The organism is Pseudomonas sp. BNK-45 (assembly GCF_047456255.1).
In the GTDB taxonomy this organism is placed as follows: domain Bacteria; phylum Pseudomonadota; class Gammaproteobacteria; order Pseudomonadales; family Pseudomonadaceae; genus Aquipseudomonas.
The window spans coordinates 5,937,403-5,960,390 of the sequence record NZ_CP179909.1; the positions used below are offsets into that span (position 1 = coordinate 5,937,403).

Genomic DNA, 22,988 nt, shown 5'->3' on the forward strand with positions numbered 1-22,988 from the left:
CTTCTCTGACCTCTTGCGGCGCGACACCCGCCCACTGAACGGCGGCCGTTCGCCCCCAGCATCCCCCCTGTCCCGGCACCAACAACGCTCCTCGCCCAGGGGGCATTGCCGTCAGCAATCGTCATCTACACGCCATTACTTTGCCACCCCGCTGTCATAAACCATCGTGATACTGGCGCCTGTTTTTAGAGCGCCGGGTTCTACCCGACCACTGTTTTCCGATCTGCACAGGTCGGTTGTGTCCTGGATGGTTGAGCCATCCACTCTTACCTTCGGAGATTGCTATGCGTCTTGCTTCCACGAAAACCGCGGCGGCCCTGTGTGGCGGCCTGTTACTGGCCATGAGCGTTCCCGCCAGTGCTGCGGTCGACGCCAAACTGCTCGACATGCTCAAGGCCAACGGCTCGATTTCCCAGGCGCAGTACGTTGAACTGCAAGCCGATCTGGCCAAGGATCAGAAGGCCCAGCAAATCGCTCAGCAAGCGCAGCAAGAAACCAACGAACAAGTGGCGGCGGCCGCCAAGAAAGCCAACGAGCTGAGCGCCTTCGACCAGAAGCTGGCCTGGGCGGCCAAGACTCAGTTCAAGGGCGACGTTCGGGTCCGCCAGGAAACCGTCAAGATCGACGGCGAATCCAACAACGGCGGCCGCGACAAGGATCGTCAGCGCATCCGTGCCCGCCTGGGCGCCTACAGCGAGATCAACCCGCAGGTGGACACCGGCATCCGCATCGCCACCGGCGGCGGCGACGATGCCCGCTCCACCAACCAGGACATGGACAACTACTTCGACAAGAAACAGATCTGGCTGGACCTGGGCTACATCGACTATCACCCGGACGCCGTCAAGAACCTGCACGTGATCGGCGGCAAGATGCTGCAACCCTGGGTCAGCATGGGCGATGTGATCTGGGACAGTGACATCAACCCTGAAGGCCTGGCCGTCACCTACAAGTACCCGCTGGGCGGCAGCGCCGAACTGTTCGGCAGCCTGGGCAACTACAGCCTCAAGGACAACGTCGACGGCGAAGGCGTGCAGTTCCGCCACGACCTGCGCCTGACCGCCGGCCAACTGGGTAGCCGCTTCGCCATCACCGACAATCTGAAGCTGACCGTCGGCGGCAGCGTCTATGCCTACCAGAACGACAAGGACAGCCGTTGCACCGGCACCTCCACGCCTTGTGCCCTGGCGGTCAACGGCAACTCGGCCGACAACCAGTTCCGCCTGTACGAAGGTTTCAGCCAGATCGACATCGGCGGCCTGCCGATGCCGCTGTCGTTCTACGGCCAGTACGTGAAGAACAACGATGCGGTGAACGATCAGGACACCGCCTGGCTGCTGGGCGCCAAGTCGAAAGTGTTCGGCTTCAACCTCGACTACAACTACCGCGACGTGCAGCGCAATGCCGTGGTCGGCGCCTTTACCGACTCCGACTTTGCCAACGGCACCACCGGTTCCCGTGGCCACAAGTTCAAGGTCGGTTACGACATCGACAAGAACTTCGCCCTGGGCGCGACCTACTTCCTGACCAAGGCCGACTACTCCAGCCGCACCCAGCGCGACGCCAATACCAACACCCTGCAACTGGACGCCGAAGCCAAGTTCTAAGCGACCAGCTCGTACACCGCAGAGGCTGCCCGCGCCAACCGCGAGCAGCCTCTGCCGGGTTTCAACAGTCCGGCGCGGGGCGACGCTCCCCCATCATCCGTTCGTCGTCGCCGCGCCGGCCTGTGTTTTTCCCTCTCAAACGTCCTTGCTGCGTTGCGTCGCCAGACGCTCGGCCAAGGCATCCAAGCCCTCCAGGGGCGGCTCCGGCAACACCCGCAAGGTGGCCTGGAGCAGGCGCATCTGCCGAATGAATCGCCGGCAATTGGGGCAGAACAGCAGGTGATGGCGCACCATCAGGCGCTCGCGAAAGCTCAACTGACCATCGAGATAATCGCTGGAGCGTGCCACTTGTTCCTTACAGGTCAGCATTGGCCGGTTTCCTCAAAATGCTCCACGGTGGCGAAGACCTTAAGACGTGCCCGATGCAACAGCACCCGGACATTGGAGAGCGTGAGCCCCAAAAGATTACAGATTTCTTCCAGCTCCAGGCCCTGGCGCTCACGCAGCAGCAGGACGCTGCTTTGCAGCTCCGAGAGGCTGAGCAGGGTGTGTTCCAGGCAGTCGCGCAGCTCGGATTCGGTGAGCAAGGCTTCGGGGGTGTCTTCGTGCCAGGCGAAAGGCGCCACCAGCCAGTGGCCATCCGTGGAGGAGAAACGCTCATCGCCGACCGTGCCATGGGGCGCGGGCAGGTCATCGAGCAACACTTCCCGGCGATTTTGCTTGTAGCGGCCCTTGGCCGCGTTGGCGGTGATGGTCAGCAGCCAGGTCTTGAGGCTGGAGCGCCCCTGAAAGCCCGACAGATTGCGCACCACCGACAGCCAGGCATCCTGCACCACTTCGTCGGCATGGCGATTGCCGACAATGGCGTAAGCCACCGCGCGCATGGCGCTCTGGTAGGTACTGACCAGTTCCTTGTAAGCCTTTTGCTCACCCGCCAAAAGGCGCTCTAGCAGTTGCCCGTCATCTGCAGCAGCCATTCGTGCCTCGTTCAATCATGCAGGTTTGAGAGGGTGTGACGCGCCAATGCCGCCCGGCGCCACACCCGCATCAGCCTAGATCAACGCTTGCGCAGCAACACGCTGCCGATCGAATAACCGGCGCCGAAGGAGCTGAGTACCGCCAGGGAACCGCTGGCCAGGTCGTCCTGGTACTTGTGGAAGGCAATCACCGAGCCGGCCGAGCTGGTGTTGGCGTAGGTATCGAGAATCACCGGCGCCTCTTCCACCGACGCTTCGCGGCCCAGGAGTTTCTTGACGATCAGGTGGTTCATGCTGAGGTTGGCCTGGTGCAACCAGAAGCGCTTCACGTCGCCGACGTTGAGCTGGTTCTCTTCCAGGTGCGCGGCAATCAGCTCCGCCACCATCGGGCACACGTCGCGGAACACCTTGCGGCCTTCCTGGACGAACAGCTTGTCGCGGCCACCGATGCCTTCTTGCGCAGCGCGGTTGAGGAAACCGAAGTTGTTGCGGATGTTGTTGGAGAACTGGGTCAGCAGCTTGGTGCTGACGATCTCGAACTGGTGCTTGGAGGTGGCCAGGTCGGCGCGTTCGATGATCACCGCGGTGGCGGCGTCGCCGAAGATGAAGTGGCTGTCACGGTCACGGAAGTTCAGGTGCCCGGTGCAGACTTCCGGGTTGACCATCAGGATCGCCCGGGCCTGGCCCAGCTGCACGCTGTTGCAGGCGGCCTGGATGCCGAAGGTCGCCGAGGAGCAGGCCACGTTCATGTCGAAACCGAAGCCCTGGATACCCAGGGCCGCCTGGACTTCGATGGCGATGGCCGGGTAGGCGCGCTGCAGGTTGGAGCAGGCGACGATCACCCCGTCGATATCAGCGGCGGTCTTGCCGGCCCGTTGCAGGGCTTGCTCGGCGGCGGCCACGGCCATCTGGCAGAGCACCGACCACTCGTCGTTGGAGCGCTCCGGCAGGTTCGGAACCATGCGTTGCGGGTCGAGGATGCCTGCCTTGTCCATGACAAAGCGGCTCTTGATCCCGGAGGCTTTCTCGATGAAGGCGGCGTTGGATTCGGTCAGGGCCTGCACTTCGCCCCGTTCGATGGCCGCCGCGTTGTCGCGGTTGAACTGCTGGACGTAGGTGTTGAAAGACTCCACCAGCTCTTCGTTGGAAATGCTATTGGCCGGGGTAAACAGGCCGGTGCCGCTGATGACGACGTTATGCACGGTCGTTCCTCTAGTGTGATGAGGCAGAAGGTATTGGCACCGCCGTGCCAAACCACAAACGGACTGCCCCGCTGGTGGGAGCCTTCCTGGCATCGCTTTATTCCGATCCGCCCGCTTGCCTGGGGGGCCAGACCAGCGTGCCGGTATTTATGACGGCGGAGTTTGCCATAACCACCGGCATTTCGCCGCAATTGCCGCGCGCCCGGCAGGCACCGGCTTGCCAACGAGCCGGGTTGAGCCTTGCCGCGCCCTTGATCACGCCTTCGCTGGCACGCCAGCGCCTGAGGGGGCGTCGGCTCAGGCGTCGACCTGGCTCCATTGCTTGTTCAGGCGCTTGTCGGAAATCGGCACCTTGGTCCCCAACTGCTGGGCAAACAGCGACACCCGGTACTCCTCCAGCCACCAGCGGTACAGCTCCAGTTGCGGATCACGCTTGCCTTCCTGGGCATGCTTCTGCGCCCGGGTCTGGTACTGGTTCCACAGGCCCGCAAGCTCGGTGCTCCAGACCCGATCCTTCTGCACCTGACTGCCGAGTTTCTCGAAACGCAGCTCCACCGCCTTGAGGTAGCGCGGCAGCTCCTTGAGCCACAGGGCCGGGGTTTCCCGGACAAAACCCGGGTACACCAGGTTTGCCAGCTGGGCCTTGATGTCGTTGAGGGCCACCGCCTGGGCCAGGTCGATCTTGCCCTTGAAGCGTTTTTGCAGGCCGTGCCAGAGCTTGAGGATCTCCAGGGTCAGGCGCGCCAGACGCTCGGCGTGCTCGGTCCAGGCGCCGCGCTTGCGCTCGGCCAGGGACGCCAGCCCCGCGCCATCGCGGGGCAAGCTGGCTTCGCCCTCAAGGATGCAGCTGTCGAGGCTGGCCAGCAGAATGTCTTCCACCAGCGCATCGACCCGGCCCAATTCGCGGTACAGCAGGCCCAGCTCGGTCAGCCCCGGCAACTTGCCACGCAGGAACTTGGCCGGCTCGGCCAGTTGCTGCAACAGCAGGCGCTGCAAGGCCCGGCGGTGCTGGAATTCGGCTTCGGCGGCAGTGGAGAAACGCCCTTCCTTGACCGTCCCGGCCTCTTCCACCAGGGCCGGATACACGGTCATCGACAGCCCGGCGATCTTCTGCTGGGTCTTTTCCGCGACCGCGGCAAACACCTTGGCCTCCACCGGCTGCTGGCTCTTGGCGGTTTGCGGCACCGCCAGGGCAGCCTGGCTGGCTTCGGCGAAACGCGCGGTCAGTTCGGCCAGGTCACGGCCCTCGCCGAGGAACTTGCCCTGGGCATCGACGATTTCCAGGTTCATCCGCAGGTGGCTTTCCACCTGTTGTTCGGCTTCGCTCCAGGCCTCGTCGCTGACCCGCGCGCCGGTCATGCGCAACAGCTCGCGGCCCAGGGCCTGGGGCAAGGAACCTTCGGCGAAGACCATGCGCTGCAAGGCCGCCTTGACGAAGTCCGGCACCGGCACGAAGTTCTTGCGCAGGGCCTTGGGCAGGTTGCGTACCAGGGCAATGCACTTGGCCTCGATCAGCCCCGGCACCAGCCATTCCAGGCGCTCGGCGGGCAGCGCCGGCAACAGGGGCGCCGGCACCCGCAAGGTCACGCCGTCGCGGGGATGGTTGGGTTCGAAGTGATAACTCAGGGCCAGTTCCAGGTCGCCGATATGCAGGGTGTCCGGGTACTGCTTGGCGGTGACTTCGCTGGCCTCGCGGGCCAGCACGTCTTCCTCGCGCATGATCAGCAACTGCGGGTTCTTCTGGCTGTGCACCCGGTACCAGCTGTCGAAGGTCGCGGTCTGATGGATCTCGGCCGGCAAGCGAGCGTCGTAAAAGGCAAACAGGGTTTCCTCGTCCGCCAGGATGTCGCGGCGCCGGGCCTTGGCTTCCAGGGCGTCGAGCTGTTCCAACAACTGGGTGTTGGCGCTCAGGCACTTGGCCTTGGACTGGATCTCGCCGCGCACCAGGGCCTCGCGGATAAACAGCTCGCGGGACACCACCGGGTCCACCGGGCCGTAATGCACCGGCCGGCGGCCGACCACGATCAGCCCGAACAGGGTGATCTGCTCGTAGGCCACCACCTGGCCGCGCTTCTTCTCCCAGTGGGGCTCGAAGTGGTTCTTCTTCACCAGATGGCCGGCCAGGGGCTCGATCCAGTCCGGCTCGATCTTGGCCACCATGCGCGCGTAGAGCTTGGTGGTTTCCACCAGTTCGGCGGTCATCAGCCATTGCGGGCGCTTCTTGCCCAGGCCCGAGGACGGGTGAACCCAGAAGCGCCGCTGACGGGCACCGAGGTAGTCGCCATCCTCGGTCTTCTGGCCGATCTGGCTCAGCAGCCCCACCAGCACCGCCTTGTGCAGTTTCGGGTAGTCCGCCGGTTCCTTGTTCAGGCTCAACTGCAGGTCGCGACAGATCAGGCTCAGTTGCCGGTGCGAGTCGCGCCATTCCCGCAGGCGCAGGTAATTCAGGAAGTTCTTGCGGCACCAGTTGCGCAACGGGCTGGCGGTCAGGGCCTGGCGCTGTTCTTCGAAGCCGCGCCACAGGTTGACCAGCCCGGCGAAATCCGAGTCCACGTCTTTCCACTGTGCGTGGGCCTGATCAGCCGCCTGCTGGCGCTCCGGCGGACGCTCGCGAGGGTCCTGGATCGACATCGCGCTGGCGACGATCAGCACTTCCTGCAGGCTGCCGAGCTTGGCCGCTTCGAGCAGCATGCGGCCCATGCGCGGGTCCACCGGCAGGCGCGCCAGTTGCCGGCCCAGAGGCGTCAGCTGGCTGTTGCGGTCCACTGCCGAGAGTTCCTGCAGCAGGTTGAAACCGTCGCTGATGGCCTTGCCATCCGGCGGCTCGATAAACGGGAATGCGGTGATTTCACCCAGGCGCAGATGGAGCATCTGCAGGATCACCGCCGCCAGGTTGGTGCGCAGGATCTCCGGGTCGGTGAATTCCGGCCGGCCGAGGAAATCCTCCTCGCTGTACAGGCGCACGCAGATCCCCGGCTCGACCCGGCCGCAACGGCCCTTGCGCTGGTTGGCGCTGGCCTGGGAAATCGCCTCGATGGGCAGGCGCTGGACCTTGGCCCGGTAGCTGTAGCGGCTGATGCGCGCGGTGCCGCTGTCGATCACATAGCGGATGCCCGGCACGGTCAGCGAGGTTTCCGCGACGTTGGTCGCCAGCACCACGCGCCGCCCCGGATGGGACTGGAAGATCCGTTGCTGTTCCGCCGGCGACAGGCGTGCGTACAGCGGCAGAATCTCGGTGTGCTTGAGCTGGGCCTTGCGCAGCATTTCTGCGGCGTCGCGGATCTCCCGCTCGCCAGGAAGGAACACCAATACGTCTCCGGGGCTGCGCCGTTCGCTGCGCTCGTAGGCGGCAATTTCATCCAGGGTGGCAAGGATCGCCTGATCCACCGTGAGGTCGTCCTCGACCCGGTTGCCCTCCTCGTCCTGCTCCAGGGTCAGGGGGCGATACCAGGTTTCCACCGGAAAGGTACGCCCGGAGACTTCCACGATCGGCGCGTTATCGAAGTGCTTGGAGAAGCGCTCCAGGTCGATGGTCGCCGAGGTGATGATGACCTTCAGGTCCGGGCGCCGTGGCAGCAGGGTCTTGAGGTAGCCGAGGAGGAAGTCGATGTTCAGGCTGCGCTCGTGGGCCTCGTCGACGATGATCGTGTCGTAGCGTTCCAGGTAGCGGTCGTTCTGGGTTTCCGCCAACAGGATGCCGTCGGTCATCAGCTTGATCAGGGTGCTGGCATCGCTCTGATCCTCGAAGCGCACCTGATAGCCCACCAGCGAACCCAGGGGCGTGGCCAGTTCTTCGGCGACCCGGCTGGCAACGCTGCGGGCGGCGATCCGCCGGGGCTGGGTATGGCCGATCAGGCCGTGCTGGCCGCGACCGATTTCCAGGCAGATCTTCGGCAGCTGGGTGGTTTTCCCCGAGCCGGTCTCACCGGCGATGATCAGCACCTGATGCTTGAGCAGCGCCTCTTTGATCTCGTCGCGCTTGGCGGCGATCGGCAGGCTGTCGTCATAGCGGATCGGCGGCACACTCGCGCGCCGCGCCGTCACCAGGTTGCACGATGCCTGCATCCGCTCCAGCCACTGGGCGAGCTTGGCCTCATCGGGCTTCTTGCGCAGCTCAAGCAACTGCCGACGCAAGCGGTGGCGGTCGGCGAGCATGGCGTGATCGAGGTTTTTCAGCAGTTGGTCAGTCATAAAAGCAGCGGCAAGCTTCAAGCGAAAAGCCGCAAGATTAACGCAGCTTCCGCTTTTTAGCTTGCAGCTTGTGAGGGGGCGCTAGCCGCTGCGGCTATTCGTCTTCCAGGCCTTTGCGCCGGTAAGGGAAGACATCAATGATCTTGCCGGCGCGGATGGCGTCCTGCAGGCCCTTCCAGTAGTCGGCGTTGTACAGCTCGCCGTGCAACTGGTCGAACAGCTTGCGCTGGCCGGCATCGGCGAACAGGAACGGCGGGAACTCCTCGGGGAACACGTCGTGGGGGCCGATGGAGTACCAGGGTTCGGACGCCATCTCGTCTTCCGGGGTACGGGGTGCCGGGATGTGGCGGAAGTTGGCTTCGGTGAGAAAGCAGATTTCGTCGTAGTCGTAGAACACCACCCGGCCATGACGGGTCACGCCGAAGTTCTTCAGCAGCATGTCGCCGGGGAAGATGTTGGCCGCCGCCAGTTGCTTGATCGCCAGGCCGTAATCCTCCAGCGCTTCGCGCACCTGGTCCGGGTTGGCGTGCTCCAGGTAGAGGTTGAGCGGGGTCATGCGGCGCTCGGTCCAGCAGTGGCGGATCAGCACCGTCTGGTCTTCCACGGCCACGGTGGACGGCGCCACTTCCAGCAGCTCCTCAAGGCAGGCCGGATCGAACTTGCTCAGGGGGAAGCGGAAATCGGCGAACTCCTGGGTGTCGGCCATGCGCCCGACCCGATCGACGCTCTTCACCAGCCGGTACTTCTCGATCACCGTGGCCCGGTCGACGTTCTTCGACGGCGAGAAGCGGTCCTTGATGATCTTGAACACGGTGTTGAAGCCCGGCAGGGTGAACACGCTCATGACCATGCCGCGCACACCGGGAGCCATGATGAAACGGTCGTCGGTACTGGCCAGGTGGTTGATCAGGGCGCGGTAGAACTCCGACTTGCCGTGCTTGTAGAAGCCGATGGAGGTGTACAGCTCGGCGATGTGCTTGCCCGGCAGGATGCGCTTGAGAAAGCCGATGAATTCCGCCGGCACCGGCACATCCACCATGAAGTACGAACGGGTGAAGGAGAAGATGATCGAGACATCGGCCTCGTCGGTGATCAACGCATCGATCTGGATGCCCCGGCCTTCGCGGTGCAGCAGCGGGATCACCAGCGGCCACTGCTCTTCATGGGTGAAGATGCGCCCCACCAGGTAGGCGCCCTTGTTGCGATAGAGCACCGAGGAAAACAGCTCCAGGGTCAGCTCCGGGTCCTTGCACACCCAGTCCGGCAGGTTCTCCCGCAATTGCGCCTCCAGGCGCCGCAGGTCGCCCGCCAGATCGGCATAGTCCTCGCTGAAACGGTAGTCGGCAAACACCTGTTCGAGCATCGCCGACAGGTTGCCCTGGGGCTGGTAGCTGCGGGTCTGCGCGGCCCGGGCCCGGCGCAGGCTGGGCCGGGTGGTGTGGATGAACATGCAGCCGTCGCTGATCAGGTCGTGGCTGAACAGGCCGCAGAAGATCGAGTTGTACCAGGTCTCGGACAGCTCGTCGTCAAAGCGCAGGTCGATCAGGCTGATGTAGGCGCTTTTCACCAGCGGCCACTGCGCCACATCCATCAACGCGTCGTCACTGAAGGCCTGATGCAGGCCGGTCACGGTTTGCCCGACCTTCTCCTCATAGAGATTGATGCGCGCCGCCGAGGCCTTCTGCGCTTCCTGCCACTGCGCCTGCTCGAAGCGTTGCCGGGCACCGTCGGTGATCTGGCGGAAGTGCTCGCGGTAGTCGTCGAAGCCATCGAGGATCATTCGAGCGATATCGGCGGCGGGCCATGACTGCGGCATAAGTAGACCTCTGCGGGAATTTGCGATGCCAGAGCTTAGCCAGTGAAACGACCCGAGGAGAAGCGCATTTTTTCGCCCGATCCACCGAGCCGGGAAATCTTTGCTGACGATTGCCGGCAATTTTTTAAATCGACCGTTCGGTCAATAAAAAACCATCAAGTCGGCAAAGCTCGGGCTTTATCGATTCACCCGCAGGCCTTCCAGTACGCGGCGTGAAGGCCTCATGAGCTGAGCAAGCTGGTCGCGAAAAAAGGGCTCCCGTTGCCGAAAAAACCCCATGACTATCGGGGAAAAGCCTCTATTCAGGGCCTTTCAATATGATGGCACTTTGCCATATAAAGCGCCCACCCTCCCCTAACAACAGCGCTAAATCAGCGAGGGCCGAATGTTTTTTTAATGTATTCAAGGAGCACATGATGTCGATCAGGAATATTCGAATCGGCTTGCGAGCCAGCCTCAGTTTTGCGGTTCTGGCCGCCTTGCTGGTGACAGTCGGGCTGTTCTGCCTGGGGCAGATGGCAACCCTGCGCGAAAGTGCAAAAGTCATCGAGGCCTCGTGGATGCCCAGCATCGAGAACATCCATGACAGCGCCGCCAATATCGCCACCATCCGCCTGGAAGCGCTGCGACTGCTGGTCAATGACCAGCCTCTGAGCCGGGAAAAAAGCAAGCGCATGATCGCCGACGAACGCCTGGAGCTGGCCCAACGCCTGGAACAGCACAAGACCCTGCTGACCAGCGAGCAGGAAGCGGCGCTGCTGGAACGGCTGAAAAACACCATTGCCCAGTACACGACCCTTCTGCAGGAAATCATCCAGCAGATCGATGGCGGCCTTAAGGAGCAGGCCTACACCCGACTCAACGTCGAATTGGCGCCCCTGGGCAGCCAGTTGGACAGCACCCTGGAAGAGCTGATCCAGTTCAACCAGAACGGCGCCGATACCGCCGCCGAGGAGGCCGCCAGGCTCTATGAGCGCTCACAGTGGATCGTCGGCATCATCATTGCTATCGCCCTGGCCAGCACCCTGTTCCTGGCCTGGCTACTGACCCGCAGCATCACCGCGCCCCTGGCCCAGGCCCTGGCGATCGCCCGGACCATCGCTGCCGGCGACCTGACCCAGGACGTCAATGGCCAGGGCCGGGACGAGCCGGCGCAACTGCTGACGGCCCTGGCCGGCATGCAGGACAACCTGCGCTCGACCATCCGTGGCATCGCCGAGTCGTCCCAGCAACTGGCCTCGGCCGCCGAGGAAATGAGCGCGGTGATGGAACAGAGCACCCGCGGCCTGCAGTTGCAGAACGATGAAATCGAGCAGGCCGCCACCGCGGTCACGCAAATGAGCGCGGCGGTGGATGAAGTGGCCGGCAACGCCGTCTCCAGCGCCGAAGCCTCCCAAGCCTCGGACCAGGACAGCCGCCACGGCCATCATCAGGTCAGCCAGACCATCGAGTCGATCCAGCAACTGGTCAGCGAAGTGCTGGGGGCGTCGGAACAGGCCCAGGGGCTGGCGTCCCAGGCCCAGGACATCAGCAAAGTGCTGGAGGTGATTCGGGCCATTGCCGGACAGACCAACCTGCTGGCGCTGAATGCCGCGATCGAGGCGGCCCGGGCTGGCGAGGCCGGCCGTGGCTTTGCCGTGGTGGCCGACGAAGTGCGTTCACTGGCGCAACGCACCCAGGATTCCACCGAAGAAATCGAACAGATGATCAACCGTATTCAGCACGGCACCGATGCCACCGTCAGCGCCCTGCAGACCAGCGCCGAACAGGCCGGGCAAACCCTGCAGCAGGCCAACGGCGCCGGCAGCGCGCTGGAGAAGATCACCGGGGCGATCTCACAGATCAGCCAGCGCAACCTGGTGATCGCCAGTGCCGCCGAGCAGCAGGCGCTGGTGGCCCGGGATGTGGACCGCAGCCTGGTGAACATCCGCGACCTGTCGACCCAGACGGCTGCGGGCGCCACCCAGACCTCCGCCGCCAGCCAGGAATTGTCGCGCCTGGCGGTGGACCTCAACGGGCTGGTCACACGATTTATCCTGTAGCAAGTGCGATAGGGTTTGCCATGGACCCAGGCTCTGGGCAACATCGCCGCCCTTCAATCAAGGAAATTGCCGTGAGACTTGTCGATCTCTTGCGCCTGTTGTCGCTGGCCGCCATCTGGGGCGCGAGCTTCTTGTTCATGCGCATCATCGCCCCGGTGCTGGGCAGCGTGCCCACTGCATTCTTCCGGGTGTCGATCGCCGCCCTCGGGCTGCTGGTGATGCTGGCGCTGATGCGGATCGACTGGAACTTTCGCGGCAAGCTCAAGACCGTGCTGCTGCTCGGCGTGATCAACTCCGGCATACCGGCCACCCTGTATTCGGTGGCAGCCCAGGTGCTGCCCGCCGGCTACTCGGCGATCTTCAATGCCACCACGCCCTTGATGGGGGTGCTGATCGGCGGACTGTTCTTTCATGAGCGGCTGAGCCTGAGCAAGATCGCCGGCGTCTGCCTGGGCCTGTTCGGCGTCGGCATCCTGACCCGCGCCGGCCCCGTGGCCTTCGACCATGACCTGCTGCTGGGCGCCCTGTCCTGCCTGATGGCCACCACCTGCTACGGCTTTGCCGGGTTCCTCGCCCGGCGCTGGCTGGATCAGGCCGGCGGCCTGGACAGTCGCCTGTCAGCCCTGGGCAGCATGCTCGGAGCCTGCCTGCTGCTGTTGCCGCTGTTCGCCTACAACGCCATCAGCCAGCCGCCGGCCAGTTGGGGTGGCTGGAGCGTGTGGCTGTCGTTGCTGGGGTTGGGGCTAGGCTGCACGGCCTTCGCCTACGTGCTGTATTTCCGCCTGCTCAGCGCCATCGGTCCGGTGCGCTCGATGACCGTGACCTTCATGATTCCGCCGTTCGGCGTGTTGTGGGGGGCCTTGCTGCTGGATGAGCCGCTGTCCATGGCGCACCTGTATGGCGGTGCGCTGATTGGCGTGGCGCTGTGGCTGGTGCTGCGGCCCGGGGCAAAATCGGCGGCCTGAAGCACTGCCTGATTCTGATCAGCCTGCGACTCGGGAGGCCGCAGCTCCGAGTCGCAACGCTGGCAGTGGCCCTATGGAACGCTGAGGGTAATCAGGTAGGTGCCGGAGGTCACCGCCTTGCCGGACTGATCGACGAAGGCGTACTGCTGGTCGTAGTAGCGGCCCTGGGAACCACTGTCGGCCAGGAGCTTGAGCTTGACCGCAGAACGCTCCACCGCGCTGACACGGGTCCCGACTCGGGTCACGTCAATCGCCCCACCCCGTGAACCCTGAGGGCACTGGCGCAGGCTCAAGCCGGTGCTGGCAGCGCTGGACGCGCAATTGGACTCGACAATACTGCCGGTAAAACGGATGACGCCTTGCGCCACGGGAGCAGCGGCGAAGCAGCTGCTGGACAGTCCCAAAAGCAAACCGAAAGCGGTTGAAGCGAACGTTGCGTTCATACTGACTCTCCTTTGTTTAAGGACTATGTCGTCAGTCTAGGTACCGGCTTTAGTTTTTCAGGTTTGTCTGATGGACGAATTTGGAATACCAACAAAAAAGTCCAAGCATCTGGTTATCAAAAGAACCTTGAGGGTTCGCTTCAGTCGCTCATTAGGTGCACATGCAAGGTTTGAAATCAGACCTTTATTGACCGGCAAAGAACTACACGACGATAGTGGCATCTAGCCACTATTCTTGCTTATAGTCGATCATTAATTGAATCAATTATGGGCAAAAGCGACCGAGCATTGCGCTCGGCCGCACGCCTGGCGACCACCCTGAAGATCGTCGCCCGCAACGGTCAGGCGCTCTTACGGAACACGAAGACCAGGCCGACAATGATCAACCCCATGCCCATCAGGCTCAGCCAGGCCAGACGATTGCCGAAAAACACGAAGTCCATCAATGCGGTCACCGCCGGCACCAGATAGAACAGGCTGGTGACGTTCACCAGGTTGCCCTGAGCGATCAAGCGGTACAGCAACAGGGTGGCCAGCACCGACACCACCAGAGCCATCCACAGCAGCGGAATCACGAAGCCGGCGCTGTACTCGACGTGAAATGGCTGGAACGGCACGAACAGCGCGCACAGCAACAGGCCCGCCAGGTACTGCACCGGCAGGGTGCCCAAGGGGTTGTCGGTGATGCGTTTCTGCATGATCGAACCGGCCGTCATGCTGACCAGGGCCAGCAGGCCGCAGAGCATGCCGGAGACGGATATCCCCGCCATCCCGATCCCCTGGTACACCACCATGATCAACCCGGCGAGCCCCAGGCCAAGGCCGAACAGGCGGCTCCAGGAGCGCTGGCGCTCCATCAGCACCACGGTGAGGATCGGTTGCACCCCCATGATGGTGGCCATCACGCCGGGGGTGACCTTCAGGTCCAGGGCCAGGATGTAGAAGATCTGGTAGGCCCCCAGCAGCACCAGGCCGGTGGCCATGGCAACGCCCATGGCCCGGCGCCCCCGAGGCAGCCGCAGCTTGAGCAGGGGCATGAGCAGCACCAGGCCGATCAAGGCGAGGGCAAAACGCAACAGCAGGAAGGCAAAGGGCGAAGCATGGGCCAGGCCCCATTTGGAGAAGATCGCGCCACTGCTCCAGAGCAGGACGAACAGGCTCGTGGAAGCCGCCGCCAACGCGGATTTTTTGCAAATGAGCAACATGAATACCACCTGTAATCAGGCAAGAAGCCAATTCAGCCGAGGCTGAAGTTCAGTAGTGTTTGGTTCAGGCGGGCACCGGGAACAGCAGCGATGCCGATCAGCCCGAAAAGCCAACGCCCGGCGGTGATACGACTGCGTACACCGGCGTGCTACTGACAGGTGGGGGGTACTGACCGATCTGCACAGGCTGCTGATTCCCGCACGGCACGACGCCAGCGTTGACCGCTGAAAGCACTACCGCGTTGAGAGGGGAAAAAGCCATGTGCCGATGGTTCTCGAAGAGGAGGAACGTGAGTTGCAGGACTCACAGGGCGCCGACTATAACCAGCGCCCGAGAGGCGTTGCAAGATTTATCCGAACAACCACTTCCACAACAGGACCAGCACCAGCACCGCCAGCACCGGACGCAGAATGCGGTAGAGCTTGGGGTTGCGGCGCTTCCACTGCTTGACCACGCCACTGAAGCTGTCGCTGAAGCGCTTGCTCCAGGCGTAGGCCTGGTTGATTCCGCCGACGCGCTCGTCGTCGAGGTTCTGCGGCGCGGTGGCACGCCCCAACTGGGCGCTGACCCAGCGGTTGATGCGGATCATCAGCGGGCTGCTCAACGGCCGTTCGATGTCGCAGAACAGGATCACCCGGGTGGTTTCGGTTTCGTTCTTCACCCAGTGCACATAGGTTTCGTCGAACATCACGTCTTCACCGTCGCGCCAGGCGTATTCCTCGCCATCGACGAAAATCCGGCAGGCATCGGAGTTGGGGGTCGACAGGCCCAGGTGATAACGCAGGGAACCGGCAAAGGGATCGCGGTGCGGGTTCAGGTGGCTGCCACCGGGCAGCAGCGCGAACATCGCGCCCTTGACGTTGGGAATGGCGCTCACCAGCTCGACGGTCTTGGGGCACAGGGCAGCGGCCGAAGGCAGCGGCTTGTCGTACCACTTGAGGTAGAAGCGCTTCCAGCCCTTCTTGAAGAACGAACCGAAGCCGGCATCGTTGTTCTTCTCGGCCGCACGAATGTAGCCCTCATCGAACAGATGCATGGCCTCTTCGCGGATCACCTGCCAGTTGTCCCGCAGGATATCCAGCTCGGGGAACTTGCTGCGATCCAGGTAAGGCTTGGAAGGCACCCCGGAGAACAGGTACATCAATGCGTTGTAGGGGGCGAACAGCGCCGAATGGTTGACGAACTGGCGCAGTACCGGCAGACGCGCCTTGCCGCGCAGATGCACGTAAAGGATGCTGCCGACGAACAGCGACAACACCGCGAACTTGGCGGCAAAGGAAAAGCTCATGCAACGACTCCTTGGAAATAGGCACCTGTGGGGAGTGTTCACCCGACCTGGCAGCCGGCAATGATAAACACTCCTGGACCCTGGAAAAACCCGCACGACTCAACATTCAGTGTTAACGGTCGTGCAACAAAGGCGCTTAAGTAGCACAAGCGACCAGGCCCTTGCCTGATGTGGATCAGCATTCGCCGGCACGTCGGTGCCTGCCGACGAATGCCCGGGGTGCGTTACTGCTGGTTTTCCTGCTCGGTGAACAGGTCGCTGAACAGCATGCTCGACAGATAGCGCTCGCCGGAGTCCGGCAGGATCACCACGATGGTCTTGCCCTGCATTTCCGGGGTTTCCGCCAGACGCACCGCCACCGCCATTGCCGCACCGCAGGAAATCCCGCAGAGAATCCCCTCTTCCTGCATCAGGCGCAGGGCCATGGCCTTGGACTCTTCATCGGTCACCAGCTCCACCCGGTCGACCATGGCTAGGTCGAGGTTCTTCGGCACGAAGCCGGCACCGATGCCCTGGATCTTGTGGGGGCTGGGCTTGATCTCTTCACCGGCAAGCTTCTGGCTGATCACCGGCGAAGTCGCCGGCTCCACCGCCACCGACAGGATAGGTTTGCCCTGGGTCTTCTTGATGTAGCGCGACACGCCGCTGATGGTGCCGCCGGTGCCGACCCCGGCCACCAGCACATCCACGGCGCCGTCGGTGTCGTTCCAGATTTCCGGACCGGTGGTTTTCTCGTGGATCGCCGGGTTGGCCGGATTGTCGAACTGCTGCGGCATGAAGTACTTGGACGGATCGCTGGCCAGGATCTCGGCGGCCTTTTCAATCGCTCCCTTCATGCCCTTGGCCGGCTCGGTCAGCACCAGCTCCGCACCCAGGGCCTTGAGCACCTTGCGCCGCTCGATGCTCATGGACGCCGGCATGGTCAGCATCAGTTTGTAGCCACGAGCCGCTGCAACGAAGGCCAGGCCGATCCCGGTGTTGCCCGAAGTGGGCTCGACGATGGTCATCCCCGGCTTGAGCTTGCCGCTGCTTTCGGCGTCCCAGATCATGTTGGCGCCGATCCGGCACTTCACCGAGTAGCCCGGGTTGCGCCCTTCGATCTTGGCCAGGATGGTCACCCCGCGCGGGGCGATGCGGTTGATCTGCACCAAGGGCGTATTACCGATGGAATGGGCGTTGTCAGCAAAAATTCGGCTCATGGCTGGGTCCTTATGCAGCAGTGAAGAAGTTCCCAAGGGTATGCCTGGTGCCCTTGAGCGTCCAGTCGCGCCGAACGACTGCGATCGCGGGCAGTCAATGCCTGTATACGGCCGGAGACTGCTGATCATGAAAGCTCGTTATCGTTGGCCCCTGTGGACCCTGGCAAGCCTGGTGGTGCTGCTGGTGAGCCTGCACATTGCCCTGCCCTACCTGGTGCGCGACTACCTGAACGACAAGCTGGCGGACATGGGCGACTACCGCGGACGCATCAGCGACATCGACCTGGCCCTGTGGCGCGGCGCCTACCGCATCAACGGACTGGAGATCATCAAGGTCAGCGGCAAGGTGCCGGTGCCCTTCGTCAAGGCACCGCTGATCGACCTCTCGGTGAGCTGGCATTCGCTGTGGTACGACCACGCCGTGGTGGCCAAGGCGCTGTTCGTCCAGCCGGAGCTGAACTTCGTCGATGGCGGCGCCGACCAGCAGGCCTCGCAGACCGGTGCCGGCACCGACTGGCGGGCGCAGTTGGGCAAGCTGCTGCCCATCACCCTCGACGAAGTGCGGATCGAGGACGGCAAGATCCACTTTCGCAACTTCAGCTCCACGCCGCCGGTGAACATCGGTGCCACCCAGGTCAACGCCAGCTTCTACAACCTGACCAACGTGATCGACAGCCAGGGCAAACGCGACGCGCGCTTCGACGGCAAGGCCTTGCTGCAAGGCCAGGCCCCCATGGAAAGCACCGCCACCTTCGACCCCCTGAGCAATTTCGAGGACTTCGAATTCCGTCTGCGGGCCCGGGATATCGAACTCAAACGTTTCAACGACTTCGCCTCGGCCTACGGCAAGTTCGACTTCAATGCCGGACACGGCGACGTGGTGATCGAAGCCCAGGCCGACAAGGGCCAACTGCATGGCTATATCAAGCCGCTGCTGCGGGACGTGGAAGTCTTCAACTGGCAGCAGGACGTGGAGAACCGCAACAAAGGAATATTACGCTCGGTATGGGAAGCCTTGGTGGGGGCCGGGGAAAACCTGCTGAAGAACCAGCACAAGAACCAGTTCGCCACCCGGGTCGAACTCAGCGGCAGTGTGCACCAGCAAGATATCAGCGCATTCCAGGCGTTTTTGCAGATTTTGCGCAATGGATTCATCCAGGCTTTCAATGCCCGTTACGAACAACCCAAGCCCTCGACTGACTGAGTCACCCCGTGACGCTCCATTCAGAGACTGAATGGGGCGTCTACGTTCACAGTCGACCGGGCGCCGCGTTATAGTCGCGCATCGCATCAATTCAACCGACCTGCCCCGGGCAGCTCGCCGTCACCGTTCGAGGAATTGCAGATGAAGTTCGAAGGCACCAGCGCATACGTCGCCACCGATGACCTGAAGCTGGCAGTCAACGCCGCCATCACTCTGGAGCGTCCGCTGCTGGTCAAGGGCGAACCCGGCACCGGCAAGACCATGCTCGCCGAGCAACTGGCCGAATCCTTCGGCGCCAAGCTGATCACCTGGCACATCAAGTCCACCACCAAGGCCCACCAGGGTCTGTACGAGTACGACGCGGTCAGCCGCCTGCGCGACTCGCAGCTGGGGGTGGACAAGGTCCACGACATCCGCAACTACCTGAAGAAGGGCAAGCTCTGGGAAGCCTTCGAATCCGAGGAGCGGGTGATCCTGCTGATCGACGAGATCGACAAGGCCGACATCGAGTTCCCCAACGACCTGCTGCAAGAGCTCGACAAGATGGAGTTCTACGTCTACGAGATCGACGAGACCATCAAGGCCAAGCAGCGGCCGATCATCATCATTACCTCCAACAACGAGAAGGAACTGCCGGACGCCTTCCTGCGTCGCTGCTTCTTCCACTACATCGCCTTCCCCGATCGCGCCACCCTGCAGAAGATCGTCGACGTGCACTACCCGGACATCAAGAAGGACCTGGTCAGCGAAGCCCTGGACGTGTTCTTCGACGTGCGCAAGGTGCCGGGCCTGAAGAAGAAGCCCTCGACCTCGGAACTGGTGGACTGGCTCAAGCTCTTGATGGCCGACAACATCGGCGAGGCGGTGCTGCGCGAGCGCGATCCGACCAAGGCCATCCCGCCCCTGGCCGGCGCGCTGGTGAAGAACGAGCAGGACGTGCAGTTGCTGGAACGCCTGGCCTTCATGAGCCGTCGCGGTAGTCGTTAGGCTCTGCCCAGAAGCTGCCTGCGCGTCGATCACGCTGCGTTAGAAACCGGTTCGGATGCTCATTTAGCTCGCTAAACTCCGCCTCCTCAGCTGTTTCTGCCTTGCCTGATCGCCGCTCGGCGAGCTTCTGAACAGACCCCTAGATCATTAGAGAGCGATAGTCATGCTGCTCAACCTGTTCAATGAAATGCGCGCGGCCAAGGTGCCGGTGTCGGTGCGCGAACTGCTGGACCTGATCAACGCGCTCAAGCAGCGCGTGACCTTCGCCGACATGGACGAGTTCTACTACCTGGCCCGGGCGATCCTGGTGAAGGACGAACGGCATTTCGACAAGTTCGACCGGGCCTTCGGCGCCTACTTCAACGGCCTGGAAAAACTCGACGACCACCTGCAGGCGCTGATCCCCGAGGATTGGCTGCGCAAGGAATTCGAGCGTTCGCTGACGGATGAGGAACGGGCGCAGATCCAGTCCCTGGGCGGCCTGGACAAGCTCATCGAAGAGTTCAAGAAACGCCTGGAAGAACAGAAGGAACGCCACGCCGGCGGCAACAAATGGATCGGCACCGGCGGCACCAGCCCCTTCGGCTCCGGCGGTTTCAACCCGGAAGGCATTCGCGTCGGCGACGCCGGCAAGCGCCAGGGCAATGCGGTGAAAGTCTGGGACCAGCGCGAGTACAAGAACCTCGACGACTCGGTGGAACTGGGCACCCGCAACATCAAGGTGGCCCTGCGCCGCCTGCGCAAGTTCGCGCGCCAGGGCGCCGCGGACGAGCTGGACATCGACGGCACCATCGACCACACCGCTCGCGACGCCGGCCTGCTGAACATCCAGATGCGCCCGGAACGGCGCAACAACATCAAGCTGCTGTTGCTGTTCGACATCGGCGGCTCCATGGATGCCCACGTGAAGATCTGCGAGGAGCTGTTCTCGGCCTGCAAGACCGAGTTCAAGCACCTGGAGTACTACTACTTCCACAACTTCATCTATGAATCGGTGTGGAAGAACAACCTGCGCCGCGGCTCGGAACGCACCTCCACCCAGGACCTGCTGCACAAGTACGGCGCCGACTACAAGGTGATCTTCGTCGGCGATGCCGCCATGGCCCCCTATGAAATCACCCAGGCCGGCGGCAGCGTCGAACACTGGAACGAAGAGGCCGGTTATGTGTGGATGCAGCGCTTCATGGAGAAGTACAAGAAGCTCATCTGGATCAACCCCTACCCGAAGGACACCTGGGGCTACACCGCCTCGACCAACATCGTGCGCGAGTTGATCGAAGACCAGATGTACCCGCTGACCTTGCGTGGCCTGGAAGAAGGCATGCGTTTCCTGTCCAAGTAAGCGCGGCCTTGCGGGCCTTTTCGCAGCCTCGCCATGGCTCGACAGCGGCTACAGAGCCCCCTGTAGCCGCTGCCGCAGGCTGCGAACGGTCGCGAAGCAGCCGCCTTCAGCCACTACCCAAACCTGCGCAAGAACGCCACCTGCTGCCGATGCGCCGTTTCCTGCACCACCGGCGTCAATCGCACCTCGCTGCCCGGCAAGCACTGCGCCAGCCGCGCCAGGGATAACGGGGTCAAGGCCCCCAAGCGCGGATAGCCGCCAATGGTCTGCCGGTCGTTGAGCAGGACGATCGGCTGGCCGTCCGGCGGCACCTGGATCGCCCCCAGGGGAATGCCCTCGGAAATCATCGGCCGGCCCTGATACTGCAAGGTCGGCCCGAGCAAGCGCGCGCCCATGCGATCGGCGCGGCTGTCCAGGGTCCAGGTGCTGTTGAAGGCATCGAACAGGCTCAGGCCGCTGAACTGGCCGATCTGCGCGCCGAGGATCACCTCCAGCGGTGCAGCGGATTTGCAATCCGTCAGTTGCTCAGGTGCCAGGCTCTTGAGCGCCCCACCAGTGCCCGAATAGCTCAGTACCCCACCCTCGCTCAGCGCCCGGCCGTAACCGTCGAGCCCGCCAAGGGCCTCGCGCTGCACGCTGGCGCAACTGCCCAGAACCTTGGGCGCATCGAAACCACACGGCGCCGCCAGGTAGGCCCGAGCGCCCAGGAAGGGTTGGGTAAAGCGCAGGCGCTGGCCCTTTTGCAGGATGAAACTGCGCCCCGGGCTCAACGGTCGTTCATCGACATAAGCCCCCAGGTCGGCCCCGGCCAGGGCCAGCAGGCAATAGTCCTCGGCCATGAGGGTGAAGCCGCCCAGGGTGATTTCCACCACCGGCGCATCCAGGGCGTTGCCCAGCAGCCAGTTGGCCCAGGACATCGACACCCAGTCCAGCGCCCCGCCCTGGGTCACGCCCAAATGGCGCACGCCAAAGCGCCCGGCATCCTGCAGCAGGCACAGCGGGGTGCTGGCCTCGATCATCAAGCGGCTCATGCCGGCACCTCCAGCGGCGTGTCATCGCCCCCCAGGCGCAGGAACTCGCTTCGGTCCACCGCGGCAAAGCGCACCCGGTCCCCCGGTTGCATCAGGCTGTAGCCGTCGCGCTCGCGATCGAACAGGCGGCTCGGGGTACGGCCGATCAGGTTCCAGCCCCCCGGCGATACCACCGGGTAAGCGGCGGTCTGTCGCTCGGCAATCCCCACGCTCCCCGCCGCCACCCGCTTGCGCGGGGTGTTCAGCCGCGGCGTCGCCAGCGCTTCTTCCACCAGCCCCATGAAGGCGAATCCGGGCGCGAAGCCCAGGGCAAACACTTGATATTCACGCTGGCTGTGACGCTGGATCACCTCGGCCACCGACAGCCCGCTGCGGCGGGACAACAGCGCCAGCTCCGGCCCGACACTGGGGTCGTACCACACCGGCAGCACATGCTCGCGCCCGGCCCCGGTGGTGCCGGGCGCCAGATCGGTCAAGGCGACCTCGATCCGCTGCCGGGCCTCGGCCGGACTCAGGGCCAGCAGGTCGTAATGCACCATCAGCGTGGTATAGGACGGCACCAGATCGACCAGAGACTCGCCAAAGGCCCGCCGCAGCCCTTCGGCGGCGGCCAGCATCCAGGGCATGTTGTCCTCGGCGATCACCTCGAACAGGCGCACCATCAGGCAATCGATGGCGACGACTTCAACCTGTGGCTTCATAGGCCGGACTGCTGGTTCAGGGCCTGGCGAATGCGCTGCACCGCGGCCACCGAACTGGCGTTGTCGCCGTGCACGCACAGGGTGTCGGCCTGCAGCAGCAAGGCGCTGCCGTCGCTGGCGGTCAGGGGCTCGCCCCGGGCAATGGTCAGGGCCTGCTCGATGATGGTGGCCGAGTCGTGGTGCACCGCCCCCGGCAGTTGCCGCGACACCAGGTGCCCGGCGTTGTCGTAGGCGCGATCGGCAAAGGCCTCGAACCACAGGGTCACACCGTATTCGTCGCCCAGGGCCCGGGCCGCGCTGTTGTCGCGGGTGGCCATGAGCATCAGCGGCAGCTGCGGATCATAGGCCGCCACCGCCTGGATCACCGCCCGCAACTGGGCCGGCTTGGCCATCATGTCGTTGTACATCGCGCCATGGGGTTTGACGTAGCTGACCCGCGCGCCCTGGGCCCGGCAGATGCCGTCCAGCGCGCCGATCTGGTAGTGCAGCAGATCCCGGATTTCCTCGGGCGAATAGCTCATGGAGCGGCGGCCGAAACCGGCCAGGTCCTGATAGGCCGGGTGCGCGCCGATGCGCACGCCATTGGCCAGGGCCAGGGCCACGGTTTTGCGCATGATGCCCGGGTCGCCGGCATGAAAGCCGCAGGCAATGTTGGCGCAGTCGATAAAGGGCATGACTTCGGCATCCAGGCCCAGGGTCCAGTTGCCAAAGCTCTCGCCGATGTCGCAATTCAATAACAGGCGGCTCATGGTCGGTGCTCCTGTGGTTCTTGTTGTGGGTCAGCTGC

The 22,988-nt window shown here is 63.4% G+C and carries 18 protein-coding genes; 6 read left to right on the forward strand and 12 right to left on the reverse strand.

Annotation, left to right across the window (positions count from 1 at the left end; all coding sequences use genetic code 11):
- Positions 1-284: 284 nt before the first annotated feature.
- The gene (locus ACMGG8_RS26895; protein WP_414158737.1) at positions 285-1,607 is read left to right on the forward strand and encodes a putative porin; all 1,323 of its coding nucleotides are present in this window, start codon (positions 285-287) and stop codon (positions 1,605-1,607) included.
- A gap of 135 nt (positions 1,608-1,742) precedes the next feature.
- On the opposite strand, the gene ACMGG8_RS26900 is transcribed toward ACMGG8_RS26895, so the two are convergent.
- The 5 genes from ACMGG8_RS26900 to aceK all read right to left on the reverse strand — a co-directional run bounded on the left by ACMGG8_RS26900 (position 1,743) and on the right by aceK (position 9,793).
- Positions 1,743-1,976 carry an anti-sigma factor family protein gene (locus ACMGG8_RS26900; RefSeq protein ID WP_060838053.1) on the reverse strand — a complete coding sequence of 78 codons (234 nt, stop codon included), beginning with the start codon at positions 1,974-1,976 and terminating at the stop codon, positions 1,743-1,745.
- Positions 1,970-2,584, reverse strand: a complete 615-nt coding sequence (locus tag ACMGG8_RS26905; protein ID WP_414158738.1) for an RNA polymerase sigma factor — start codon at positions 2,582-2,584, stop codon at positions 1,970-1,972. Before ACMGG8_RS26905 ends, ACMGG8_RS26900 begins: the two co-directional genes overlap by 7 nt.
- A gap of 80 nt (positions 2,585-2,664) precedes the next feature.
- Positions 2,665-3,786 (reverse strand): beta-ketoacyl-ACP synthase III, encoded by a 1,122-nt coding sequence (locus ACMGG8_RS26910; protein WP_060838051.1) that lies wholly within the window; start codon positions 3,784-3,786, stop codon positions 2,665-2,667.
- Positions 3,787-4,083: 297 nt separating this feature from the next.
- Positions 4,084-7,977, reverse strand: coding sequence for an ATP-dependent RNA helicase HrpA (gene hrpA, locus ACMGG8_RS26915; RefSeq protein WP_414158739.1), 3,894 nt, complete (start codon positions 7,975-7,977; stop codon positions 4,084-4,086).
- A gap of 94 nt (positions 7,978-8,071) precedes the next feature.
- Positions 8,072-9,793: a bifunctional isocitrate dehydrogenase kinase/phosphatase gene (gene aceK, locus ACMGG8_RS26920; protein WP_060838049.1), complete on the reverse strand. Its 1,722-nt coding sequence runs from the start codon at positions 9,791-9,793 to the stop codon at positions 8,072-8,074.
- Between the two features lie 416 nt (positions 9,794-10,209).
- Here aceK and ACMGG8_RS26925 point away from each other — a divergent pair, with 416 nt between their 5' ends.
- The gene (locus tag ACMGG8_RS26925; RefSeq protein WP_414158740.1) at positions 10,210-11,835 is read left to right on the forward strand and encodes a methyl-accepting chemotaxis protein; all 1,626 of its coding nucleotides are present in this window, start codon (positions 10,210-10,212) and stop codon (positions 11,833-11,835) included.
- Positions 11,836-11,906: 71 nt separating this feature from the next.
- Positions 11,907-12,800: a DMT family transporter gene (locus tag ACMGG8_RS26930; protein ID WP_060838047.1), complete on the forward strand. Its 894-nt coding sequence runs from the start codon at positions 11,907-11,909 to the stop codon at positions 12,798-12,800.
- 71 nt (positions 12,801-12,871) lie between these two features.
- Here the strand turns inward: ACMGG8_RS26930 and ACMGG8_RS26935 are convergent, their stop codons facing one another.
- The 4 genes from ACMGG8_RS26935 to cysK all read right to left on the reverse strand — a co-directional run bounded on the left by ACMGG8_RS26935 (position 12,872) and on the right by cysK (position 16,936).
- Entirely contained in the window at positions 12,872-13,243 is a 372-nt protein-coding gene (locus tag ACMGG8_RS26935) for a hypothetical protein (RefSeq protein ID WP_060838046.1), read from the reverse strand.
- Between the two features lie 341 nt (positions 13,244-13,584).
- Positions 13,585-14,448: a DMT family transporter gene (locus tag ACMGG8_RS26940; RefSeq protein ID WP_060838045.1), complete on the reverse strand. Its 864-nt coding sequence runs from the start codon at positions 14,446-14,448 to the stop codon at positions 13,585-13,587.
- 350 nt (positions 14,449-14,798) lie between these two features.
- Complete coding sequence (locus ACMGG8_RS26945) at positions 14,799-15,737, reverse strand: aspartyl/asparaginyl beta-hydroxylase domain-containing protein (protein ID WP_414158741.1); 939 nt, start codon at positions 15,735-15,737, stop codon at positions 14,799-14,801.
- Positions 15,738-15,961: 224 nt separating this feature from the next.
- Positions 15,962-16,936 carry a cysteine synthase A gene (cysK, locus tag ACMGG8_RS26950; protein WP_060838043.1) on the reverse strand — a complete coding sequence of 325 codons (975 nt, stop codon included), beginning with the start codon at positions 16,934-16,936 and terminating at the stop codon, positions 15,962-15,964.
- A gap of 127 nt (positions 16,937-17,063) precedes the next feature.
- Here cysK and ACMGG8_RS26955 point away from each other — a divergent pair, with 127 nt between their 5' ends.
- The 3 genes from ACMGG8_RS26955 to ACMGG8_RS26965 all read left to right on the forward strand — a co-directional run bounded on the left by ACMGG8_RS26955 (position 17,064) and on the right by ACMGG8_RS26965 (position 20,469).
- Positions 17,064-18,140 (forward strand): DUF748 domain-containing protein, encoded by a 1,077-nt coding sequence (locus ACMGG8_RS26955; RefSeq protein ID WP_414158742.1) that lies wholly within the window; start codon positions 17,064-17,066, stop codon positions 18,138-18,140.
- Between the two features lie 141 nt (positions 18,141-18,281).
- On the forward strand, positions 18,282-19,127 hold the full coding sequence (locus tag ACMGG8_RS26960; RefSeq protein WP_047284378.1) for an AAA family ATPase: 846 nt from the start codon (positions 18,282-18,284) through the stop codon (positions 19,125-19,127).
- A 163-nt stretch (positions 19,128-19,290) separates the two neighbouring features.
- Positions 19,291-20,469 carry a vWA domain-containing protein gene (locus ACMGG8_RS26965; RefSeq protein ID WP_414158743.1) on the forward strand — a complete coding sequence of 393 codons (1,179 nt, stop codon included), beginning with the start codon at positions 19,291-19,293 and terminating at the stop codon, positions 20,467-20,469.
- A gap of 113 nt (positions 20,470-20,582) precedes the next feature.
- On the opposite strand, the gene ACMGG8_RS26970 is transcribed toward ACMGG8_RS26965, so the two are convergent.
- The 3 genes from ACMGG8_RS26970 to ACMGG8_RS26980 are packed head-to-tail and all read right to left on the reverse strand — an operon-like array spanning position 20,583 to position 22,950.
- Positions 20,583-21,500: a biotin-dependent carboxyltransferase family protein gene (locus tag ACMGG8_RS26970; RefSeq protein ID WP_414158744.1), complete on the reverse strand. Its 918-nt coding sequence runs from the start codon at positions 21,498-21,500 to the stop codon at positions 20,583-20,585.
- On the reverse strand, positions 21,497-22,201 hold the full coding sequence (pxpB, locus tag ACMGG8_RS26975; RefSeq protein ID WP_060842758.1) for a 5-oxoprolinase subunit PxpB: 705 nt from the start codon (positions 22,199-22,201) through the stop codon (positions 21,497-21,499). The genes ACMGG8_RS26970 and pxpB overlap by 4 nt, the downstream gene beginning before the upstream one ends.
- On the reverse strand, positions 22,198-22,950 hold the full coding sequence (locus ACMGG8_RS26980; RefSeq protein WP_235758783.1) for a 5-oxoprolinase subunit PxpA: 753 nt from the start codon (positions 22,948-22,950) through the stop codon (positions 22,198-22,200). The genes pxpB and ACMGG8_RS26980 overlap by 4 nt, the downstream gene beginning before the upstream one ends.
- Positions 22,951-22,988 lie beyond the last annotated feature (38 nt).